The following is a 22,155-nucleotide window of genomic DNA, read 5'->3' on the forward strand; positions in this document are numbered from 1 at the left end:
AAGAAGCTAAGCACATCGTGGGTGATGATACTACGCCTTACTGGCAGGGGGAAAGTAGCTCATTGCGGACTTGTTAAATATCTTCATTACTTACTTTATATATAAATCCTATGTTTATTTTTATTGTTGTTTTAGATGATGCTTAGAATTGTGTTTAAAAAAGAGTTTGTTGCTGTTTAGGGTTTTTAAGAGAATAGGGTGTTTTTAGGAGTTTGGAAGGTTTAGTATATTTGTATGGATTGTATAAATATTGTATAATAAATTAAATTTTATTCACACATTCTTTAAAGACTTTTCCACGCTCTGCGTAAGAGTTGAACTGATCTAAACTTGCACAAGCAGGACTTAAAAGAGCCACTTCATTGACTCTTAAGTGATTTGAAATTTCATTTACAGCCTTAGATAAAACTTCACATTTATAGGCTTTCAAATTCGCTTTTTTTGCATAATCAAGCATTTTTTCAGTACTAATACCTATAGCATAGAGTTCTATATCAAATCCTTTCATAAAATCAAATAAATTGCTAAGATCTACACCCTTATCATCTCCCCCTATGATAAGATGGATTTTTTTATCTTTATAGCGACTAAGTGCAGCCATTACAGCACTTTCATTTGTAGCTTTAGTGTCATTTACCCAAAGCCTATTTTGACTGTCTTTAAGCTCTTCGAGTTTATTTTTTTCCATTACAAAGCTATTTAAAAGCTCATAGCTTAAAGTATCAAGTAGAATTTTTTCTATAGCTAAAGCCATGATAGCATCGAGTAAAAAAGGACTTTTAAAGGAAATTTTTTCCGTATCAATGCCAAATTTAACAGCTAGATCTTTTTCATCTTTATAGCTTATTATATGAGCTTTTGTTGGAGTATTTGCATAAATTTTAGGCAGTATTGCTATATCACATTCATTCATTCTTTTTAAAACGCTTAGCTTATCTTGAACATAATTATCAAAACTTCCATGCCAAGAAAGATGATCAGGACTTATAGGTAAAAGTGCATAAATTTCAGGTTTAGCTTTATGAGTGTAGTATAGGGTGAAAGATGAAGTTTCAAGTATCCAAAGTTTTGCATAAGGATCAAGCTCTGCTAAAGGAGTTCCAACATTTCCACCCATAACAGCACCAATGTGTGATAATAAATGTGTAGCCATTTGAGTGGTAGTGGTTTTGCCATTGGTTCCGCTTATCCAAACGGATTTTGGCATGACATCGTAAAAAAAGTCATATTCGCTTTGTAAATTTTTTGCTTTTTGAATGAGTTTGTGCTTTGGTGGAAAACCTGGACTAGGAATTTCAATATCGCTTAAATTATCATCAAAATCATTAGGATTTAAAAGTAAATTTCCTAGTGTATCTTTTTTTGTTTCTGTAAAATGATCATCATAGATATCAAAAGGCCCAAATTTATCTACCAAATTTTCAGCAATAGCGCGCGTGGTTTTTCCGTATCCAAAAAGTGAAATTTTCATTATCTTAGCTTTATTGATGCAAGTGCAAGTAAATTTGAAAGTAAGGCTATCATCCAAAAACGCACTATAATTTTATTTTCTACCCAGCCAACTTTTTCAAAATGATGATGAATAGGTGCCATTTTAAATACTCTTTTATTAAAAATTTTAAAACTTCCAACTTGTAAAATTACAGAAACAGTTTCAAGAACAAAAACAAAACCTATGAGTAAAAGTAAAATTTCATTTTTGCTAATGATAGCTAAAAATCCTATGAATCCACCTAAAGCTAAACTTCCACTATCCCCCATAAAAACCTGCGCAGGATAGCAGTTGTACCATAAAAATCCCATTAAAGCACCGATTAATGCAGCACAAATAATCACCACTTCACCAAGTCCTTGAATTTTTGGCAAAAGTAAATATTCACTATAATTTAAATTTCCGCTCAAATATAAGAATATCCCTAAAGTAGATAAAGAAAAAATACTTGGAACTGTAGCTAAGCCATCAAGTCCATCGGTTAAATTTACAGCATTAGAGCTAGAAATTAAAACCAAAATCCAAAAAGCAATGGCAAAAATTTCCATATCAAAAAGAGGATGTTTGTAAAAAGGTATAAAAAGTTCTGTGCTAAGTTCTGAACTAAAATATAAAGGCAAGATACAAATAAGTCCTGTGGTGATTTGCGCTAAAAGCTTCATTCTTGGACTAAGTCCTGAATGATTATCTTTTTTTAGAACTTTGCCTAAATCATCTACGAGTCCTATCAAACAAAAAAGTATCAAACAAAGCAAAGCACTTATAGCAAAAATATTATCAAATTTGATACAAAATAAACTTGCGATTACTGCAGAACTGATGAAAATAAGCCCACCCATGGTTGGAGTATGGCATTTGGTTTTATGAGTTTCTGGGGCGTATTCGTAAATAGGTTGACTAGCATTTTTAGCTTTTGCCCAAGTAATAAATTTAGGCATTAAAAATAAAGACAAACATAAAGCGATAAAAAAAGCAAATCCTGCACGCACACTAATATAAGTAAAAAAAGCATAATGACTTAAATCTGAAAGATAATACAAAACCTAGCCTTCTTTTTGGTTTTTAAAAGTTTAATTTTAGTAAAATCTAACCAAAAAAATTCTTATAAAAGAGAGAAAAATGAAGCAAAAATGCGTTTTAATTATTACAGATGGAATAGGGTATAATAAAAATAGTAAGTTTAATGCTTTTGAAGCAGCTAAAAAACCAAGTTATGAAAAGCTTTTTAAGGAGGTCCCAAATTCTTTACTAAAAACGAGTGGTTTGGCTGTAGGTTTGCCAGAAGGGCAAATGGGAAATAGCGAAGTAGGGCATATGTGTATAGGAAGTGGGCGTGTTATTTATCAAAATTTAGTGCGTATTAATAAAGCCATTGAAAACAAAGAGCTTGAAAAAAATGAGAATTTACAAAAACTTTTAGCAAAATGTAAAAGAGTGCATATTATAGGGCTTTATAGTGATGGCGGGGTGCATTCTATGGATACGCATTTTAAAGCCATGCTTGAAATTTGTGCGAAAAATGGCAATGAAGTTTTTGTTCACGCAATCACTGATGGACGTGATGTAAGCCCAAAAAGTGGCTTAAATTTCATAAAAGACTTAAAAGAATTTTGTGAAAACTTAGGCGTGCATTTTGCTACACTTTGTGGGCGTTTTTATGCTATGGATAGAGATAAACGTTGGGATAGAGTAAAAGAATATTATGAGTGTTTGTTAGGTAAGGCTTATAAGGTGCCAAATTTATTAGAATACCTACAAAAATCTTATGATGAAAATATTACTGATGAGTTTATTAAAGCGGTGCAAAATGAGAATTACAAGGGTATGAGAGAAGAAGATGGCATTATCTTTATCAATTTTAGAAATGATAGAATGAAACAACTCGTTGAAGTGTTAAATTCTAAGGGTTTTAAAGAGTTTGAACGCGAAAAAATCTTTGAAAATTTACTTACTATGAGTGTTTATGATGATAAATTTAAACTCCCTGTGCTTTTTGAAAAAGAAAAAATTGAAAATACTTTAGCGCAAGTGATTTCTAAAGCAGGGCTTAGTCAGCTTCATACCGCAGAAACCGAAAAATATGCCCATGTAACTTTCTTTTTTAATGGCGGAAAAGAAGAGCTTTTAGAAAATGAAACAAGGGTTTTAATCCCAAGTCCTAAGGTAAAAACTTATGATGAAAAACCTCAAATGAGCGCTTTTGAAGTGTGTGATGCAGTGAAAAAAGGTATAGAAAAGGGCGAAGACTTTATAGTGGTAAATTTTGCAAATGGAGATATGGTTGGACATACAGGCGATTTTAATGCTGCTATAAAGGCTGTTGAAGCGGTGGATACTTGTTTGGGCGAGATTGTAGAATGTGCAAAAAAGCATGATTATGCTTTTATCATTACAAGTGATCATGGAAATTGCGAGGCTATGCAAGATAAAAAAGGAAATTTGCTTACCAATCATACCACTTTTGATGTTTTTGTTTTTGTGCAAGCAAAGGGAGTTTCAAAGATTAAAGATAATATGGGGCTGAGTAATATAGCTGCAAGCGTGCTTAAAATTTTAGACTTAGAAATTCCAAAAGAAATGAATGAGGCTTTATTTTAGTTTGTTTGCCTTTTTTATAAGAAATTTGTTAAGATTGCAATTTTTAAAATTAAACTTATTAAGGATAGATAATGAAATTTAGTGGAAAAAATGTTTTAATTACTGGAGCAAGTAAGGGAATAGGTGCTTCTATCGCAAAAACTTTGGCAGGTTTTGGGCTTAAAGTTTGGATCAATTATCGTTCAAAACCTGAACTTGCAGATGCTTTAAAAGATGAAATTATTGCAAGTGGTGGCGTTGCTGCTGTGATTAAATTTGATGCAAGCAAAGAAGATGAGTTTGAAAATGGTGTAAAAACCATAGTGGAGAGCGATGGAGAATTAAGTTATCTTGTAAATAACGCAGGCATTACAAATGATAAACTTGCTTTAAGAATGAAATTAGAGGACTTTAGTGGCGTTGTGGATACAAATTTAAGCTCAGCTTTTTTAGGTTGTAGAGAAGCTTTAAAAACCATGAGTAAAAAACGCTTTGGTGCTGTTGTAAATATCGCTTCTATTGTCGGAGAAATGGGTAATGCTGGACAAGTAAATTATTCTGCTAGTAAAGGTGGAATGATAGCTATGACTAAATCTTTTGCTAAAGAAGGAGCAAGTAGAAATTTACGCTTTAACTGTGTAACTCCAGGTTTCATAAAAAGCGATATGACTGAAGTTTTAAGCGATGAAATCAAACAAGCTTATCAAGATAATATCCCTTTAAAACGCTTTGCAGAACCTGAAGAAGTGGCTAATTGTGTAGCGTTTTTACTTAGTGATTATGCCTCTTATGTGACAGGCGATGTGCTTAAGATCAATGGTGGTTTATATATGTAAGGAAAAATGATGGATTTAAAAGAAATAGCACAATTTTTAGATGATAATGCACCGGCATTTTTAGCCACTTTAGGAACTTGTGGAAATCCTAGAGTGCGTCCTATACAAAGTCCATTGCTTGTGGGAGATAAAATTTATTTTTGCACAGCAAACACAAAAGGACTTTTTAAACATATAAAAAATTATAGTGGTATTGAATTTTGTTCTTGTTCAAAAGATGGGACTTTTTTAAGACTTAGAGCTAATGCGGTTTTTGAACCAAATTTAGAAGTTAAAAAAATGATGTTCGAAAAATACCCTTATCTTGTAAATCTTTATGAAACTCCACAAAATCCAAAATTTGAAGTTTTTTATCTTGATCATCTAAGCGCTAGAATGCAATTTGCAAATGGAGAATTTAAGCTTTTTAAGGCTTAATGATTTGATAATTTTATTAACTATATATTAATTAAGATAAATATTATCTTAATTAATATTAACTTTTTGTTATTTTTTTAAGGTATAATCATTCCGTTTAATTTGCAAGGAATAGATTATGATATATTGCAAAAATTTTTTAATATTTATTTTATTATATTCATTTATCTTCTTTGATTACTTATCTTATGCTTTTTTATATTTACTAAATTATAAATTTGTTTTTAATCCATTTTATATTGAAAGGAGAGTTTGTTTTTGGATTTTTGGCATGCGGTTGTGTAAGATTGACTTACATTAAAAAATTATTATTAATTTTTTTAAATAAGGAGAATGATATGGGTGAATTTTCTAGAAGAGATTTTATAAAAACAGCCTGTATTAGTGTAGGAGCTTTAGCTGCAAGTTCAAGTGGAGTTTATGCCTTAGATGATTCATCTAAGATGGATAAAGATACAAATTTACCTTCTTGCGATGTTTTGGTAATTGGATCAGGTGGAGCAGGTTTGCGTGCTGCAGCCGCAGTGAGAAAAGAAAATCCAAAATTAAGCGTTGTAGTAGCTACAAAGATGATGCCATCGCGTAATGCAACTTGTATGGCAGAGGGTGGAATTAATGGAGTTACTGATTTTTCTAATGGAGATTCCTATAAATTACATGCTTACGATACTATCAAAGGCGGAGCTTACTTGGTAGATCAAGATGCGGCTTTAAAATTTTGTGAATTAGCTGGAAAGGCTATTTTTAATATGGATTTTATAGGAACCTTGTTTTCAAGAAATGAGCAAGGTGGAGTAGCTCAGCGTTTAATGGGAGGAGCTTCTAAGAAACGCTGTAACTATTCTGCAGATAAAACAGGTCATATTTTAATGCATTCTTGTTTAGATGATGCTATTAGTAGTGGTGTGAAATTTTTAATGGATCATGAACTTTTGGATATAGGTGTTGCGGATGGAAAATGCGAGGGTGTCGTTTTAAGAGATATACAAAGCGGTGGAATTTATCCTGTGCTATGCAAAGCTTTGGTAATTGCTACAGGGGGATATACAAGGATATTTTATAATAGAACTTCAACTCCTTTTATTGCCACAGGAGATGGTGTGGCAGCTGCTCTTAGAGCAGGACTTGGTTTTGAAGATCCTGAGATGATACAATTTCACCCAACAGGAGTTGCAAATGGTGGAACTCTTATTACAGAAGCGGCGCGCGGTGAAGGAGGATATCTTTTAAATAATCGTGGTGAGCGTTTTATGAAAAATTACCATGAAAAAATGGAGCTTGCACCGCGAGATGTGGTTGCGCGTGCTATAGAAACAGAAATTCGTGAAGGTAGAGGTTATGGCGAGGGACTTGGAGCTTATGTTTTGTGCGATGTACGCCACTTAGGAAAAGAAAAAATTTTAAAAGATTTACCAAAAATTCGTCACACTGCAATGCTTTTTGAAAATATTGATTTAGTAGATACTCCTGTACCTATCCGTCCAACGGCGCATTATTCTATGGGTGGAATTGAAGTGGCTAAATTTGAAGATATGAGTACTAAAATTGCTGGAATTTATGTAGGTGGAGAAGCTTCTTGTATTTCTATACATGGAGCTAATAGACTAGGGGGAAATTCTTTAGCCGATGCCGTTGTAACGGGGCATTTAGCAGGCATTGGTGCGACAAATTATGCTAAAGATGCAAGTTTTGGAAAAGGGGTAAAAACTCATGAACTTGCTCAAAAATGGCAGGCTAGATTTAAAGAAATTACAAATAATGGCGGAAATGGTCAAGAAATGTATGAATTGCGAGAAGAGCTAGGAAGTCAAAATTGGGATAATATGGGGATTTTTAGAACTCAAGAAAAACTCGATCTTCTAGCAAAAAATTTAGAAGATATACAAGCAAGATATGAAAAAATTCGTATTCCAAATCCTAATGAAGTGATGAATACTGCTTTTACAGATTATGTGGAGCTTGGCAATTTGATTTTACTTTCTCGTTGTGCTTGTTTAGCAGCTAGAAATAGACTTGAAAGTCGTGGGGCTCATACTAGAGAAGATTATCCAAAGCGAGATGATAAAAATTTCTTAAAACATAGCATTGTAAATTTAGAAAATGATGAATTAAAACTTAGTTATAAAGATGTCGTGGTAACTGAGTTTTCACTTGATGGAAGGAGAGTACAATGAAAATCATCATAGATCGTTTTAATGGCAAGGAAAAATATGAACAAAGTTATGATATTGATGATAAGGATATACAGGGAAAAACTCTGCTCTCTCTTTTGCTTTTTATCAAAAAAACAAAAGATATTACTTTAAATTTTACCGCCTCTTGTCAATCTGCAATTTGTGGGGCTTGTGCAGTGCGTGTGAATGGGCATTCTTATCTTGCTTGTGATACTAAAATGCAAGATTTGTTAAAAGAATATAATAATCCTTCAAGTATACGCATTTCTCCGCTTGGAAATTTTAGAGTAATTTCTGATTTAATTGTGGATTGGGAGCCTTCTATAGAAAATTTAAGAAAAATTCGTCCTGCCATGGTGGCAAAAAATGAATTTTCAGCGGAAAAGGGCTGTAAACAAAGTCAAGAAGAATTTGATCGTATTAGCAAGCAATGGGATTGTATTTTATGTGGTAGCTGTGCCTCAGAGTGTAATAAATTAGAAGCAGATAGTAGCGATTATATGCAACCTTTTGTTTTTACTCATGCTTGGCGTGCAGCGGCAGACTCTCGAGGTAAGGATCCTATGTTGCATGTAAAACCTAGTGTAATGAATGGACTTTGGCTTTGTGTTCATTGTCAAGAGTGCGCTGATCGTTGTCCAAAGGGTATAAGTTCAGTAAGTGATATAGCAAATTTAAGAGTGATGGCGATTAAAAAAGGTTTAAATGAAGGCTTAGGGCCTGATCATGCTGAAGCTTTTTATAAAGATTTAGTTGAAGGTTCAGGACGCTTGAATGAAATTTATCTTGCTTTGCGTTCTGAGGGTGTTATAGGTTCTATGGGCAAAACAGATATAGCTTTTAAACTTATGCGCGCAGGAAAAATGAATCCTATGCATGTTTTTGGCGAGGATGAAATAGAAGGGCATAAAGATTTGGTTAAAATGATAAAGGCGGCACAAGAAGCTGCTGTTAAGGAGTAAAATATGCAAAAAGAATACGCTTTTTTTCCAGGTTGTGTTTTATCTCAAGCTGCAAAAGAATCTAAAATTTCACTTGAAGCTATTGCACCTATTTTGGGTTGGAAATTAAATGAAATTAAGGGATGGAGTTGTTGTGGGGCTTCTCAAGCGCAGTGTGTTGATCCTATTGCGACTTTGGTAGCTAATGCAAGAAATATTGCTTTAGCAGAAGAGATGAAAATGCCAATGCTTACAACTTGTAGTACTTGTATGCTAACTTTAACTAAAGCAAAAAATACTCTTGATAAGGGTGCAAAAGAACACATCAATACTTTTTTAGCACAAGGTGGAATGAAATATCAAGGTTCAACGCCTATTACAAGTCTTTTGTGGGAGCTTTATGAGGATTTGGATAATTTAAAAAGCAAGGTGAAAAAGCCGCTTTCAAATTTAAAAGTAGCTTTATTTTATGGTTGCCATAGTTTAAGACCTGAAGATGCTTTCGGTAAAAAAGAAAGTTCAACCAATCCAAAAAGTTTTGAAAGTGTAGTAGAAGTTTTAGGGGCTAAAATAGTTCCTTTTGAAAAACGCCTTGATTGTTGTGGTTTTCATGCTTCTTATCCTGCAGAAAAATCTGTGAAAAAAATGTCTAGTCAAATTGTCAATAATGCAAGTGAAAATCAAGCCGATTGTGTTGTAACACCTTGTCCACTTTGTCAAATGCAGCTTGATATCTATCAAGAAAGATTTCAAGATTATACTAATTCTAAAGCAAGATTGCCTATTATTCATTTATCACAATTAGTAGGACTTGCATTAGGACTTTCTAAAGAAATGGTTGGTTTAGATTATAATATTATTAATGCAAGTAAAATTGCATAAAAACATGGGCAAAAAGCCCATGTTTAAAGATTTAATTCCATTCTTAAAGAATGCTCCCAAAAAGCCACTTCCAAGCGTGTTACAGTATGAAAAATTTCGCTGAGTTTTTGGAATTTTTGTATACTAACACTTGAAGTATAAGAATTAACAAAATCTTCAAATTCTTTAGCTTCATTTTGAAAATTTTCACTTCCATAGGTCAAAATCCATTCTTTGTAAGGATGATCTTTTAAATTTTCATTTTTTAAACGATTTATAATTTCAGCACCTATTTTTGCATAGCCTATAGCGCAAGCACTAAGAGCAACTAACATATCTAAAAAATCTCCATTTTCACCTACGCTTAACATATAACGCGAATAGGCTATATTGACTAAACTTTCATCTTTTGTATCGAGTTCATCTGCATTAATGCCAAGAGATAAAATTGCACGATGAAGTTCCATTTCTCTTTCAACTATATAATTTTGAAATTTCATAGCAAAACGAAGTTCTTTTGCAGTATTTGAGTTAAGTGCTAATCTTGCATAACATTTTGCGTAATTAAGCAAATAAATATAATCTTGCTTGAGATAAAAAAGAAAATTTTCTTGCTTTAAGCTTTTATCTTCTAATTTTTTAACAAAATCATGATGTAGATAAGCATCCCAAATTTTTTGATTTTCTTTGATTAAATTAGAGAAAAGCATCATTTTTCCTTTATGTTTTAATATTTTATTTTCAAGTATAATGAAAAACTATAAATATTTTAAGCTTTTTATAGTAAAATACGCTTTATTTTAATTTTTTGAAGGAGAACAAATGGCAACATTTGATGATGTAAAAGCAGTAGTAATAGAGCAATTAAGTATTGATGCAGATGCAGTTAAAATGGAATCAAAAATTATTGAAGATTTAGGTGCTGATTCTTTAGATGTTGTAGAGCTTATTATGGCTTTAGAAGAAAAATTTGAAGTAGAAATTCCAGATAGTGATGCTGAAAAATTAATTAAAATTGAAGATGTTGTAAATTATATTGACAATCTAAAAAAATAATTTTTTTCTTGCAAGGAGCTTATTCTTGAAAAGAGTTGTAGTTATAGGTATTGGTATGATCAATGCCCTTGGTTTAGATAAAGAAAGTTCATTTAAAGCAATTTGCAATGGAGAAAGCGGAGTAAATAAAATTACTCTTTTTGATGCCACAGACTTTCCTGTTCAAATTGCAGCTGAAGTTAAAAATTTTGATCCATTAGAGGTTGTTGATGGTAAAGAAGTAAAAAAAATTGACCGTTTCATACAACTTGGAATTAAAGCAGCAAGAGAAGCAATGCAGGATGCTGGATTTAGCGAAGAATTAGACAAAGAAGAATTTGGCATTGTTTCGGCTGCTGGTATTGGAGGTTTGCCTAACATAGAAAAAAATTCCGTTATTTGTTCCGAGCGAGGTCCGCGTAAAATTTCCCCTTTTTTCATACCTTCAGCACTTGTAAATATGTTAGGAGGTTTGATTTCTATAGAGCATGGACTTAAAGGGCCAAATATTTCTTGTGTTACAGCTTGTGCAGCAGGAACTCATGCTATAGGAGAAGCTTATAAAAGTATAGCTTTGGGAAATGCTAAAAAGATGTTAGTCATAGGCGCAGAAGCTGCGATTTGTCCTGTGGGTATAGGTGGTTTTGCTTCAATGAAAGCTTTATCAACTAGAAATGAAGATCCACAGCATGCTTCAAGACCATTTGACAAAGAAAGAGATGGTTTTGTCATGGGAGAAGGTGCTGGAGCTTTGGTTTTTGAGGAATATGAAGAGGCTAAAAAACGCGGTGCTACAATTTATGCTGAATTAATTGGATTTGGAGAAAGTGCAGATGCGCATCATATTACTTCACCAACTTTAGATGGGCCTTTAAGAGCTATGAAAAAAGCTTTAAATATGGCAGGGAATCCAAAGGTAGATTATATCAATGCACATGGAACTTCAACTCCTGTAAATGACAAAAATGAAACCGCAGCAATTAAAGAGCTTTTTGGCAATAATATCCCGCTTATAAGTTCCACCAAAGGACAAACAGGCCATTGCTTGGGTGCTGCAGGTGCAATTGAAGCAGTTATTAGTGTTATGGCTTTAAGAGACGGGGTAGTTCCGCCTACAATCAATCAGCTTGTAAAAGATGATGAATGTAATCTTGATTATGTTCCAAATATATCAAGAAAAGTAGATTTAAAAGTGGTGATGAGCAATTCTTTTGGTTTTGGTGGCACAAATGGCTGTGTTGTATTTAAAAAAGTAGATTAATATGGCTTCTTATTTAGATTTTGAAAAAAATATTCAGCAAATTGACGAGGACATTATCAATGCTCAGATTAAAGGAGATACTGAAGCTGTATCGATTTTAAAGAAAAATCTTGAAAAAGAAATTTCTAAAACTTATAAGAATTTAAGTGATTTTCAACGTTTGCAATTAGCGCGTCATCCAGATCGCCCTTATGCTCTTGACTATATTGAACTTATTTTAAATGACGCTCACGAAATACATGGTGATCGTGCCTTTAGAGATGATCCTGCTATTGTTTGTTTTATGGGTTATTTAGGAGAGAAAAAAATAATTGTAATTGGTGAGCAAAAAGGACGTGGAACAAAAGATAAAATCGCTAGAAATTTTGGGATGCCACATCCTGAAGGATATCGTAAAGCCTTAAGAGTAGCAAGACTTGCAGAGAAATTTCAAATTCCTCTTTTATTTTTGATAGATACTCCAGGTGCTTATCCTGGAATAGGTGCTGAAGAAAGAGGGCAAAGTGAAGCTATCGCTAGAAATTTATATGAATTAAGTGATTTGAAAATACCGACCATTGCTATAGTTATTGGAGAAGGCGGTAGTGGCGGGGCGTTAGCTATAGGGGTTGCAGATAGACTTGCAATGATGAAAAATTCTGTTTTTTCAGTAATTTCTCCTGAAGGTTGTGCTGCAATACTTTGGAATGATCCTGCAAAAAGTGAAGCTGCAACCAAGGCTATGAAGGTAACGGCTGATGATTTAAAATCTCAAGGTTTAATTGATGATGTTATAGATGAGCCTACAAATGGTGCACATCGCAATAAAGAAGCTGCAGCAGTAGCTATTGCTGATTATGTAAAAAAATCTCTAAATGAACTTGAAAATATTGACGTACGAGAACTTTCTGCAAATCGTATGCAGAAAATTTTAAAGCTTGGAGCCTATCAAGAGGCTTAGGCTTTTACTTCGCTTTTTTAAATAATTTTATTATTTATAATTGTTATCAAAATTAAGTTAATTAAAAGTATTCTTTTTTTATACTTCAAAAATGATTTTAAATATCAAAATAAATTTTTTTAAAGGAATTAATTTGACTCAAATCAAAAATATAAAATTTAAAAAAAGTTTACTGTGTTTTTTAATTTTATCTGGAGCTTTATTGAAAGCAGAGGAAAAATATCAACTTGATGATGTTGTGGTTAGTGCTAGTGGTTTTGAACAAGATTTGGTTGATGCACCTGCTAGTATTTCTATCATTACAAAAGAAGAGCTTGAAAAAAAGCCAATTAAGGATATAGGGGAGGCTATAGGAGATATTCCAGGTGTAGATGTGACTATGAATAAAACAGGCACTTATGATTTTAGCATACGAGGTTTTGGTAGTTCTTATACTCTAGTTTTAATTGATGGAAAACGTCAAAGTGTTGCAAATGGGTTTTATAATAATGGTTTTGGTGGCAGTGAGTCAGGATATCTACCACCTTTGTCTATGATAGAGCGTATTGAGGTTATACGTGGTCCAGCTTCTACGCTTTATGGCAGTGATGCTGTAGGCGGTGTGATAAATATTATCACTAAGAAAAATCCTGATAAAACCGAAGCAAATATAGAATTTAATACTCTTTTGCAACAGCACTCTAATCACTATGGCAATGCTGGGGGATTTAACGCTTATATAGCAACTCCTTTGATTGAAGATACATTATCAATTTCTGCAAGGTTGAAGTATTATGATAAGGTAGCTTCTGATTTAAAATGGCCTACGCCGGTTTGGAATGGTGGTACTCAAAGACCTGAAAATTTTCAAATTGCTAGTCATAGTCCAGGTGCTTTTACCAGCTTAGGTTTTGGTTCTAGGCTTAATTGGACAGTAGATGATAAAAATAATATATATTTTGATATAGAGCGATATATTAATGAAATTTCGGTGAATTCTACAAGTAGTAGGGCTATTAAAAGCGAAAGGCAACTGTTTAAAGATAATGTTGTTTTAAATCATGATGGTAATTATGATTTTGGTTCAACTAACTCATATTTACAATATGGCAGCACTAAGGATAAGGAGCTGCATAGCCAAATTTGGGTAGGAGAAGGCAAGGTTGTTTTACCTTGGAATTTAGGTCAATACGGTAATTTAGTAAATACCTTTGGTGCAAGGATTGATTATGAGATGTTAAAAAATGATCAAGCAAGCGCAGGTAGTCAAATAAGAGGTAAAAATCTTGATCAAACCACGGTTGCGCTTTATGGGGAAAATGAGTATTTTATAACAGATGATTTGATTTTTACTACAGGTTTGCGTTATATTTATAGCGATTTGTTTGATTCTGAATTTACGCCTAGGGTTTATTTGGTTTATCACTTAAATGATAATATAGCCTTTAAAGGAGGTGTTTCAAAAGGCTATAAAACTCCTGCTGCTAAGGAGTTGACAAATGGATATTATAATTATAGCAATGACAATGCTAATTTTGGAAACCCTGACTTAAAACCTGAAGAAAGTATAAATTATGAATTGGGTGTTGATTTTAGGATATTTGATTTTGCACATTATTCTATCACAGGATTTATTACTGATTTTACAAATCAAATCAGTAGTGAAGATTTAACAGGTACGCAAAATGGTATTAATTGTAGCATTGACACTGTTTGTACGCGTCCTATTAATCTTGGAAAAACACAGACTAAAGGTATAGAATTTGCATTTAATACTAAAACTTACAATAGCTTTAGCCTAAATTCAAGTTATACTTTTATGGATAATCGCTACAAAGATGGTCAAAAAAATTGGTTTGGTGGTGATAGAATAGAAAATTTACCAAAACATATAGCAATGTTAAAATTAAACTATGAGCGAGGTAAATTTAGTTCCTATATAAAAACACGAGCAAGACTCGATACTATAGCTAAAGCAAAAGGTGGCGGTAATGGTAGTTTGCCATGGCAAAAATATAAGCCTTTTTATATAGTAGATTTAGGGATAAATTATAAAATCAATAAGCAATCTAGCTTAAGTTTTGTAGTACAAAATCTTTTTGATAAAAATTTCTTTGATCCGCAAGTTACTAAATGGGCTGGAGCCAATCCTGCTGGATATGCAAATCGTTATCAAGACTATACAGAAGGAAGGAGTTTTTGGTTGAGTTATAAATATGATTTTTAATTTTTTAAGGCTTTAATCACCTTTATATTTTCAAAAAAGCAAAAATAAAGTACAATGTGAAAAATAAATAAAAGGTTTTATTATGGCGTTTAAAAATTTAAAAGAACTTTCTTTTGAAAAATCAAATTATATTAAGCCTAAGAGATTTGCTTATGAAAGCAATGGTAGGCTTTGTACTTGGGATTTTATAGAATCTAAAGATAGTGTTTCAGTGCTTTTGTATCATAAAGAATTAGAAAGTTTTATTTTTGTACGCCAATTTCGTATACCACTTTGGTATCATCAAATGCATGATAAAGATTATGTAAAAGATGATAATATGGGCTATACTATAGAGCTTTGTTCAGGACTTGTAGATAAAAAATTATCTTTAGAGGAAATAGCAAAAGAAGAATGTATAGAAGAACTAGGATATGCTCCTAAAAATTTAGAAAAAATAGGAGATTTTTATACAGGGTTTGGTTCAGGTGTAAGCAAGCAAAGCTTTTATTTCGCAGAAGTTGATGAAAAAGATAAAATTTCTTCTGGAGGTGGAGTTGATGATGAAGAGATTGAAGCTGTTTATGTTAAGGTGCAGGATTTTGAAAAAAAATGTAAAAATATGATAAGAACGCCTTTGCTTGATTTTGCTTATATGTGGTTTTTAAAGGAAAAGTGGGGAAAATTAAAGATTATTTAGGTTAAACCTTAAAAAGGTTCAACCTAGGATTTTAATGATCTGACTCATCAAGCATTTCTTTAAATACATTGAAAAGATCAAGCGATGCATTTTCAGCAACTTCACATTTATTAATTATGCTGTGTTGAGTAATATCTTTGCTAATATCTTCTGTATTTGCTATTGTTATAGCATTATTCATATTTTCATGAACTTTTTCATGTGGCTCGTTAATTTTTAAGAAGCTTTTATTTTGCCCAAATCTTTCTTTTCCTGTGCTAGCAAGCCATTTTCCTAAGCGACAAGATGTATGATCGGCTAATTGCTTTCCTGATTTGGAAAAAATTTCTTTATAACCATTTAATTTAAAAGCTATATGATCTAGTTTTGCTAAAGATACGAAAGCTTCTGAAGCGATACCAACTGCATTTGAATTGGTAGAATGCGCTTCATTTACTAAGTGAGTAAATTTTTCGGAAAAACTCATAATATGAGCATTAGAATCTATAGAAATTTTTTCAACTTGTTCACTTTGAGTATACATTTCATTTGCATTTTGCTTTAAAAGGTTGATATTCATTTCAACTTCTGTGGTTGCTTTTTGTGTTTTTTCAGCTAGTTTTCTTACTTCATCAGCAACAACAGCAAAACCACGCCCATGTTCACCTGCGCGTGCAGCTTCTATAGCAGCGTTAAGAGCTAAAAGATTGGTTTGATCGGAAACATCTTTAATTAAATTGATTACATTAGTAATTTCATCAACACTTCTATGCAATGTTCCTGCAACATCTCTTGTCTTATTGGCTGATTCTGTAATATCCCCTAAGGAAGCATTGATAGAATTAGCAATATGGTTAAGTTCATCCATTTCAGCAAGAGAAGTTTTAGAATAGCTGGAGATAACTTCTGCCTTATTTACATTTTCTAACATATCGCTTTGAATAATAGTAATATTTTTTAAAACCCCAGTTAACAAAACATTTAAAAGATCTGTTTTAAGTTTAGACTCCAAAGCTGCTTGTTCTAATGATGTAATTTTATTTTTTAATTCTAAATTTTCCGATTGAAATTTTTCAATTTTATGTGTAAGATTTTTATTTTCTTCTTCAAGTTTTTGAAGATCAGAATGGTTTATTTTACTTCCAAACATTGTTTTGCCTTATTTTTTATAATTTGCTAGATATTGGCTAAGTTCATCTTTTACATGAAGCTTTTCTTTTTTTAAGGTTGAAATTTCCATGCTGCTAAGAGAAGTTCTACCTTCTTCTGCATCTTTAATCATGTCATCAAGTTCATTATGACGATCAAATAGTTTATCAAAATGAGCATCTTTACCTTTTAGCTCTGACATTAATTCTCTATATTCATGTAGCATAAACTCTCCTTGTATTAGTGAAATTTAAAATTCATTTAATAAGGTATTTTACACTATTAAAAGATATTTTTGGCTTAAAAAATAATAAACTTAATAATAATTTTTAAATGTGTGTTATATAAGTGATTTATTAAAGTTTATTTTTAAATTTGAAATATTAAAATTGAGGAATAAATCCTCAAAATTATTTAGAATTTTGTTTTTTTAGAGTTCTTAGAGTAGAAGCTGCGATTCTCATTTTTCTCGTGGTGCCATCTTCTAAAGTTACACGAACTGTTCTGAGATTAGGTAAAAAGCGTCTTTTTGTTTTATTGTTAGCATGGCTGACATTATTACCCACCATTGGACCCTTGCCTGTGATTTGACATACTCTTGCCATTTTCTTGTCCTTATGAAAATTTTTAAATGGAGATTTTATCAAAATTAAGCTTAAAATATTCCATAATTTATAGTTTTTTTAATATATAAGTCGATAAAATATTATTTATCACATTTATATATAGTTTAAGGTTTTGATCATGTATGTAGCTCCAAGTTTATTGTCTGCAAATTTTTTGAAATTAGAAGAAGAAGTTAAAGCTATTGAAGCTGCAGGTGCGGATCTTTTACATATTGATGTAATGGATGGACACTTTGTTCCAAATTTGACTTTCGGACCTTGCGTGATCGAAAAAATTTCAACTATTAGTAAGTTGCCATTAGATGTGCATTTGATGGTTAAAGATGTAAGTAAATTTATAGATCTTTTTATCCCTTTGAAACCAAAATTCATTTCTTTTCATATGGAAAGCGAAGTTCATCCTATAAGGCTTTGTGAATATATAAGAAGTCAAGGAATCCATCCTGCTATTGTTTTAAATCCACACACTCCTATTGATTCTATTAAACACATGCTAGAATTTGTAGATATGGTGCTTTTAATGAGTGTTAATCCTGGATTTGGTGGACAAAAATTTTTACCTTTAGTGCATGAAAAAATCAAAGAATTACGCCAAATGATTGATAAAAAAAATGCTAAAGTTTTTATAGAGGTTGATGGTGGTGTTAATGGTTTAAATGCTAGCGATTTAGAAGAATCCGGAGCTGATATTTTGGTGGCTGGAAGTTATATTTTTTCTTCTAATGATTATAAAACTGCAATTTCATCTTTAAAGCTTGAATTTTGAGTTTACAGCAAATTGATCAGATTATTTCTATATTAAATAAGCAAAGCAAACCTTATGATTGGGTGATGCAAGAGTTTGCCAAAGTTGAAGAATTAAAAAATTTTGATTTAGATTTAGAAACTTTTGAGCTTTTGGGTTTGGGCTTAACTTTGAATAAAGATAATATTTTTGCCCTTAAAACACGCACAACAAAAATTAAAGATGAAATTTTTTGTATAGTAGATATAGAAAGTACTGGTGGGGTAAGTAAGGGAGAAATTTTAGAAATTGGAGCGGTTAAAATTCAAAACTCTAAAGAAATTGGACGCTTTCAAAGTTTTATTAAAGTAAAAGAAATTCCAGAAAATATAACCGAACTTACGGGTATTATTTATGAGATGGTGGAAAATGCTCCAAGTTTAGCAAAGGTTTTAAGTGATTTTAGGCTTTTTTTAAAAGACAGTATTTTTGTAGCGCATAATGTGCGTTTTGATTATAGTTTTATTTCTAAGGCTTTAAATGAGTGTGGTTTTGGCATTTTGCTTAATCGTCGTATTTGCACTATAGAATTTGCACAATGTTGTATAGAAAGTCCAAAATATAAACTAGAGGTTTTGAAAGAATTTCTGGGCGTGGAAAATACGCATCATAGGGCCTTAGATGATGCTTTGGCAGCTGCTGAAATTTTTAAATATTGCCTTGGAAAACTTCCTTATCATATAAAAACTACAGAAGAACTTATAAATTTTACAAAAACTGCACGCATAAAGCAAAAATAAATATTTAAAGTGTATAATTAAAACATAAATGACGGGAGCTTGTGTAACAGGCTGAGAGTAAGCTAAAAGCTTAGACCGAACCGGATCTGGATAATGCCAGCGTCGGGAAGATTTATAAATTTCAATACTTTAAAAATTTATACTCACCCTTCATTTATCCAAATTTTTTAAAGGATAAATTTATGAAAACTCAAATGAATTATGCCAAAGAAGGTGTTTTTACTAAAGAAATGCAGATTGTTGCACAAAAAGAAAATTTAAGTAAAGATTTTTTGCTTGAAAATATTGCTTGCGGTAAAATTATTATCCCTGCAAATATTAATCATAAAAGTCTTGATCCAAATGGTATAGGTTTTGGATTGCGCACTAAGGTTAATGTAAATTTAGGAGTTTCAAATGATTGCGTTGATTATAGCGAGGAAATGAAAAAAGTAGAGCTTGCTCATAAATTTGGCATAGAAGCGATTATGGACTTAAGCAATTATGGCAAAACAAGTCGTTTTAGAGATGAGCTTGTTAATGTTTCAAAAGCTATGATAGGAACAGTTCCTGTATATGATGCAGTAGGATTTTTAGAAAAAGATTTAAAACAAATTAATGCCAAAGACTTTTTAGATGTTGTATATCATCATGCTAAAAGCGGGGTTGATTTTATGACAATTCATGCAGGTATTAACTCTCGCGCAGCGCATATTTTTAAACAAAGTAAAAGACTTACAAATATAGTTTCAAGAGGAGGCTCTGTGCTTTATGCTTGGATGATGATGAAAGATGCTGAAAATCCTTTTTTTGAGTATTATGATGATTTGCTTGACATTTGTTTAAAATACGATGTAACTTTATCTTTGGGTGATGCTTTGCGTCCTGGCTCTACCCACGATGCAAGTGATGGGGCACAAATTTCAGAGCTTATAGAATTATCACTCCTTACTCAAAGGGCTTGGGATGTTGGGGTTCAAGTAATGATAGAAGGTCCAGGGCATATGGCTATTAATGAAATAGAGGCAAATATGCAATTAGAAAAGCGTTTATGCAAAGGAGCGCCTTTTTATGTCTTAGGACCTTTGGTAACAGATATTGGCGCAGGGTATGATCATATTAGTGGTGCTATTGGAGGAGCTGTGGCTGCAGCTAATGGTGCTGATATGCTGTGTTATGTAACACCTGCTGAACACTTAAGACTTCCAAATTTAGAAGATGTTAGAGAGGGTATAGTTGCGACTAAAATTGCAGCTCATGTGGGAGATATAGCTAAACTTCCAAAAGAAAGAGCAAGAGATGATGAGATGAGTAAGGCTAGGCAAGAGATAGATTGGGAAAAAATGTTTAAACTCGCTATTGATGGAGAAAGGGCCAAAAAAATGTTTAATGAGCGTCGCCCTGATGATTTAAACTCATGTTCTATGTGTGGAAAAATGTGCGCAATGAATACTATGAATCAAATTTTAAAAGGTGAAGATGTGAGTTTAGCTTGAATAAACTTTGAGAGTAAGATCTATAGAGATGCCTTGCTCTCCTGCTTTAAGATTAAGTGGATAATCAAGCTTGATTAAGTTATTATAGTTTTTTAGAGCATCAATAAAATCATAAAGCCTTCTAGGATTGTTCATTGTCGCTTTAATGGCTAAGCGGTTTTTTAGATATTTTTCTTGTTTTTCGGACTTAGTTTCTTGAATTTTTACATTTTGAAAATATTTTTGTAAAAAAGTATCAAAATTTCCTATATTAAAATTTTGCTCAAATTGCTCTAAACTTTTGCTGTTTTCGCTTCTTAGAGTTGATATTTTATCTTTACTAAAGTCAAATTTTGATTTAGCGGCTTTTAAGATAGCAAGTTGTGAGTTTTCTCTAAGATTTGCTTGTTTGTAATTTTTTAATGTCGGTAAAAGTAAAAATAAGATCAAGGCTGTGCAAACGCTTATAAAACTTAACACGCAAATGATAAGCTTTAATAAATCAATTTCTTCTAGACTTTTATCTTTCATCTGCAACTCCTGGAATTTGTTTACTAATACTAACAAAACGATACCACCCATTATCTAAGCGGTAATAGGTTGTATAGCTTTGATCAAAGATGCTTTTTAAAGGGGTTTCTAAAAGTAGAGTAAACATTTCTCTTGTAGGAGTGACTCCGATAAGTTTTAAGGAATATTCGTCTTGTTCAACACTTTCAAGAGTAATGTTATCAGTTTTTACAATAATATCAAATAGATTTCTTAAGCTTTCTTTAACAATTTGATTTTGAGTGTTAAAATTTTTCGCTATTTGGCTTTGATCAAATAAAATTTCATAAAGCATTTCATTTTGCTTAGTTTGATTTTGAAGCACTATAACTTGTTGTTTTTCATCATCGATAGAGCTATTGATTAATGCAATTTTTATTGTATATGTAAAATATACTAGCAAGATAAATAATATACTAAAACCAAAAAGTCCTAGCCAAATTTTATCAAAGAGTGTGAAAATAGGTTTTTTTCTTGGCTGTATGAAGCTATAAGTCATTTAAGCTCCTTTCGCATCAACTCTATCATAAGATCTAAGGTGTTGATTTGTTTTGTTTTTATCTCTAAAAAAGTTTCACTTTCTAAAAAATCAATAGCGCTTATGTTAATATCTGATTCGCTATATAATAAAATACCATTGATAAATACCCCAGCATATTTATCATCATTATAAAATTTTTCAATGCTCGTAATAATATAACGGCAAAGTTCCATATCATTGCTAAATTGATTTAATTCATCAAGATTAAAATTATCATTATTATCTAAAGTTTCAAGATTATTTTCTTGATCAAGTAGGTCAAATTTATTATTTAAGGCTTCATTGAAGTTATCTAAGGTAACTTCAGTATCATCGTTGTTGTTTTGAATTTCTTGATTATCTTCTGATGGAAGTTCAAGCTCTAAACCTAATTCTTGCTCAAATATTTTAAAATCACCGTATAAAATAGTATTGCCTTTAGCAACAATAATTGCCAAAAGATGTCCTTGTTTAAATCCATAAAGTAAAATTTGATCATCAGGCTGTTTTTCTTTTTGTATATTGTAGTAAAGAAGGGCAAAAGGGGAATATAAAAAATCTAAACCTCTATATTCTTCAAAAAGCTCGCTATAATATTCCACATGTTCGGTAGCCGTATAAACAAGGGCATTATTAAACAAAATATGCTGTAAGCTGATTTTTCCTATATTAAAGTGCTCACAATCTTGAATATTTGTACTAGGTATTAATCCTTGTTCTTTGGCATCTAAAAATAAAGCAGTGTGGTAAAATAAGAAATGCTTACTTAAATTTTTTATGTATTCTAATAAATTTTCACTTTTATCAAAAGTTTTTTCATTACTACTGATTAGTTTATTTCCTCTGTAAATAGAAGCTTTTACAATATTTTTTTTATCTTCTAAAATAATACTAATAAAAAGTTGTGGAAATATTTTTTTAAGTAAAAATAACAT

At 31.8% G+C, this 22,155-nt stretch carries 24 protein-coding genes and 1 riboswitch; of the genes, 15 read left to right on the top strand and 9 right to left on the bottom strand.

Annotated elements, in window-relative coordinates; translation table 11 throughout:
- Nucleotides 1–262 precede the first annotated feature (262 nt).
- Both murD and mraY read right to left on the bottom strand, forming a co-directional pair.
- On the bottom strand, nucleotides 263–1,471 hold the full coding sequence (gene murD / locus ELQ11_RS04270) for a UDP-N-acetylmuramoyl-L-alanine--D-glutamate ligase (protein WP_070240615.1): 1,209 nt from the start codon (nucleotides 1,469–1,471) through the stop codon (nucleotides 263–265).
- Nucleotides 1,471–2,532 carry a phospho-N-acetylmuramoyl-pentapeptide-transferase gene (gene mraY, locus ELQ11_RS04275; protein WP_044778831.1) on the bottom strand — a complete coding sequence of 354 codons (1,062 nt, stop codon included), beginning with the start codon at nucleotides 2,530–2,532 and terminating at the stop codon, nucleotides 1,471–1,473. The genes murD and mraY overlap by 1 nt, the downstream gene beginning before the upstream one ends.
- A gap of 79 nt (nucleotides 2,533–2,611) precedes the next feature.
- Here mraY and gpmI point away from each other — a divergent pair, with 79 nt between their 5' ends.
- The 7 genes from gpmI to sdhE all read left to right on the top strand — a co-directional run bounded on the left by gpmI (nucleotide 2,612) and on the right by sdhE (nucleotide 9,319).
- Nucleotides 2,612–4,090 (top strand): 2,3-bisphosphoglycerate-independent phosphoglycerate mutase, encoded by a 1,479-nt coding sequence (gene gpmI / locus ELQ11_RS04280; RefSeq protein WP_052858178.1) that lies wholly within the window; start codon nucleotides 2,612–2,614, stop codon nucleotides 4,088–4,090.
- On the top strand, nucleotides 4,074–4,172 hold the full coding sequence (locus tag ELQ11_RS10475) for a hypothetical protein (RefSeq protein WP_002869268.1): 99 nt from the start codon (nucleotides 4,074–4,076) through the stop codon (nucleotides 4,170–4,172). Before gpmI ends, ELQ11_RS10475 begins: the two co-directional genes overlap by 17 nt.
- On the top strand, nucleotides 4,162–4,905 hold the full coding sequence (gene fabG, locus ELQ11_RS04290) for a 3-oxoacyl-ACP reductase FabG (RefSeq protein ID WP_002861187.1): 744 nt from the start codon (nucleotides 4,162–4,164) through the stop codon (nucleotides 4,903–4,905). The genes ELQ11_RS10475 and fabG overlap by 11 nt, the downstream gene beginning before the upstream one ends.
- Nucleotides 4,906–4,911: 6 nt before the next feature.
- The gene (locus tag ELQ11_RS04295; RefSeq protein ID WP_072223732.1) at nucleotides 4,912–5,322 is read left to right on the top strand and encodes a pyridoxamine 5'-phosphate oxidase family protein; all 411 of its coding nucleotides are present in this window, start codon (nucleotides 4,912–4,914) and stop codon (nucleotides 5,320–5,322) included.
- 338 nt (nucleotides 5,323–5,660) lie between these two features.
- Complete coding sequence (sdhA, locus tag ELQ11_RS04300; RefSeq protein WP_072223733.1) at nucleotides 5,661–7,496, top strand: 8-methylmenaquinol:fumarate reductase flavoprotein subunit; 1,836 nt, start codon at nucleotides 5,661–5,663, stop codon at nucleotides 7,494–7,496.
- Nucleotides 7,493–8,458, top strand: a complete 966-nt coding sequence (gene sdhB, locus ELQ11_RS04305; RefSeq protein ID WP_002871170.1) for an 8-methylmenaquinol:fumarate reductase iron-sulfur subunit — start codon at nucleotides 7,493–7,495, stop codon at nucleotides 8,456–8,458. Before sdhA ends, sdhB begins: the two co-directional genes overlap by 4 nt.
- A 3-nt stretch (nucleotides 8,459–8,461) precedes the next feature.
- Nucleotides 8,462–9,319: an 8-methylmenaquinol:fumarate reductase membrane anchor subunit gene (sdhE, locus tag ELQ11_RS04310; RefSeq protein ID WP_070252286.1), complete on the top strand. Its 858-nt coding sequence runs from the start codon at nucleotides 8,462–8,464 to the stop codon at nucleotides 9,317–9,319.
- A 23-nt stretch (nucleotides 9,320–9,342) separates the two neighbouring features.
- On the opposite strand, the gene tenA is transcribed toward sdhE, so the two are convergent.
- Complete coding sequence (gene tenA, locus ELQ11_RS04315; RefSeq protein WP_134225160.1) at nucleotides 9,343–10,011, bottom strand: thiaminase II; 669 nt, start codon at nucleotides 10,009–10,011, stop codon at nucleotides 9,343–9,345.
- A gap of 109 nt (nucleotides 10,012–10,120) precedes the next feature.
- Between tenA and acpP the strand changes: the two genes are divergently transcribed.
- From acpP to ELQ11_RS04340, 5 genes are all read left to right on the top strand, one after another.
- Nucleotides 10,121–10,354, top strand: coding sequence for an acyl carrier protein (gene acpP / locus ELQ11_RS04320; RefSeq protein WP_002871173.1), 234 nt, complete (start codon nucleotides 10,121–10,123; stop codon nucleotides 10,352–10,354).
- Nucleotides 10,355–10,379: 25 nt separating this feature from the next.
- Nucleotides 10,380–11,594 carry a beta-ketoacyl-ACP synthase II gene (locus ELQ11_RS04325; RefSeq protein ID WP_134225161.1) on the top strand — a complete coding sequence of 405 codons (1,215 nt, stop codon included), beginning with the start codon at nucleotides 10,380–10,382 and terminating at the stop codon, nucleotides 11,592–11,594.
- A gap of 1 nt (nucleotide 11,595) precedes the next feature.
- Complete coding sequence (locus ELQ11_RS04330) at nucleotides 11,596–12,534, top strand: acetyl-CoA carboxylase carboxyltransferase subunit alpha (protein ID WP_126254356.1); 939 nt, start codon at nucleotides 11,596–11,598, stop codon at nucleotides 12,532–12,534.
- A gap of 133 nt (nucleotides 12,535–12,667) precedes the next feature.
- On the top strand, nucleotides 12,668–14,740 hold the full coding sequence (locus tag ELQ11_RS04335; RefSeq protein WP_134225162.1) for a TonB-dependent receptor: 2,073 nt from the start codon (nucleotides 12,668–12,670) through the stop codon (nucleotides 14,738–14,740).
- An 82-nt stretch (nucleotides 14,741–14,822) separates the two neighbouring features.
- Nucleotides 14,823–15,419: an NUDIX domain-containing protein gene (locus ELQ11_RS04340; protein ID WP_002871176.1), complete on the top strand. Its 597-nt coding sequence runs from the start codon at nucleotides 14,823–14,825 to the stop codon at nucleotides 15,417–15,419.
- Nucleotides 15,420–15,450: 31 nt separating this feature from the next.
- On the opposite strand, the gene ELQ11_RS04345 is transcribed toward ELQ11_RS04340, so the two are convergent.
- The 3 genes from ELQ11_RS04345 to rpmB all read right to left on the bottom strand — a co-directional run bounded on the left by ELQ11_RS04345 (nucleotide 15,451) and on the right by rpmB (nucleotide 17,152).
- Nucleotides 15,451–16,548, bottom strand: a complete 1,098-nt coding sequence (locus ELQ11_RS04345) for a methyl-accepting chemotaxis protein (RefSeq protein WP_072223738.1) — start codon at nucleotides 16,546–16,548, stop codon at nucleotides 15,451–15,453.
- Nucleotides 16,549–16,557: 9 nt separating this feature from the next.
- The gene (locus tag ELQ11_RS04350; RefSeq protein WP_002855201.1) at nucleotides 16,558–16,773 is read right to left on the bottom strand and encodes a YdcH family protein; all 216 of its coding nucleotides are present in this window, start codon (nucleotides 16,771–16,773) and stop codon (nucleotides 16,558–16,560) included.
- A gap of 184 nt (nucleotides 16,774–16,957) precedes the next feature.
- Nucleotides 16,958–17,152 (bottom strand): 50S ribosomal protein L28, encoded by a 195-nt coding sequence (gene rpmB, locus ELQ11_RS04355; protein ID WP_002854974.1) that lies wholly within the window; start codon nucleotides 17,150–17,152, stop codon nucleotides 16,958–16,960.
- Nucleotides 17,153–17,291: 139 nt separating this feature from the next.
- On the opposite strand from rpmB, the gene rpe reads away from it, so the two are divergent.
- The 3 genes from rpe (at nucleotide 17,292) to thiC (ending at nucleotide 20,172) form a co-directional block, all read left to right on the top strand.
- Nucleotides 17,292–17,939, top strand: a complete 648-nt coding sequence (gene rpe, locus ELQ11_RS04360) for a ribulose-phosphate 3-epimerase (protein ID WP_002859889.1) — start codon at nucleotides 17,292–17,294, stop codon at nucleotides 17,937–17,939.
- Nucleotides 17,936–18,697: a 3'-5' exonuclease gene (locus ELQ11_RS04365; RefSeq protein ID WP_134225163.1), complete on the top strand. Its 762-nt coding sequence runs from the start codon at nucleotides 17,936–17,938 to the stop codon at nucleotides 18,695–18,697. The genes rpe and ELQ11_RS04365 overlap by 4 nt, the downstream gene beginning before the upstream one ends.
- Nucleotides 18,698–18,718: 21 nt before the next feature.
- A riboswitch (TPP riboswitch) is annotated at nucleotides 18,719–18,823 on the top strand.
- Nucleotides 18,824–18,879: 56 nt separating this feature from the next.
- Entirely contained in the window at nucleotides 18,880–20,172 is a 1,293-nt protein-coding gene (thiC, locus tag ELQ11_RS04370; RefSeq protein ID WP_072223739.1) for a phosphomethylpyrimidine synthase ThiC, read from the top strand.
- Here the strand turns inward: thiC and ELQ11_RS04375 are convergent.
- The 3 genes from ELQ11_RS04375 to ELQ11_RS04385 are packed head-to-tail and all read right to left on the bottom strand — an operon-like array spanning nucleotide 20,164 to nucleotide 22,155.
- A complete protein-coding gene (locus ELQ11_RS04375; RefSeq protein ID WP_044794411.1) occupies nucleotides 20,164–20,682 on the bottom strand; it encodes a hypothetical protein in 519 nt (172 codons plus the stop codon). The two genes, thiC and ELQ11_RS04375, sit on opposite strands and share 9 nt — an antisense overlap.
- Nucleotides 20,672–21,199 carry a hypothetical protein gene (locus ELQ11_RS04380; RefSeq protein WP_002858498.1) on the bottom strand — a complete coding sequence of 176 codons (528 nt, stop codon included), beginning with the start codon at nucleotides 21,197–21,199 and terminating at the stop codon, nucleotides 20,672–20,674. Before ELQ11_RS04380 ends, ELQ11_RS04375 begins: the two co-directional genes overlap by 11 nt.
- On the bottom strand, nucleotides 21,196–22,155 hold the full coding sequence (locus ELQ11_RS04385; protein ID WP_002871182.1) for a hypothetical protein: 960 nt from the start codon (nucleotides 22,153–22,155) through the stop codon (nucleotides 21,196–21,198). The genes ELQ11_RS04380 and ELQ11_RS04385 overlap by 4 nt, the downstream gene beginning before the upstream one ends.

It is taken from the genome of Campylobacter sp. US50a (assembly GCF_004379015.1).
GTDB classification, from domain to species: domain Bacteria; phylum Campylobacterota; class Campylobacteria; order Campylobacterales; family Campylobacteraceae; genus Campylobacter_D; species Campylobacter_D jejuni.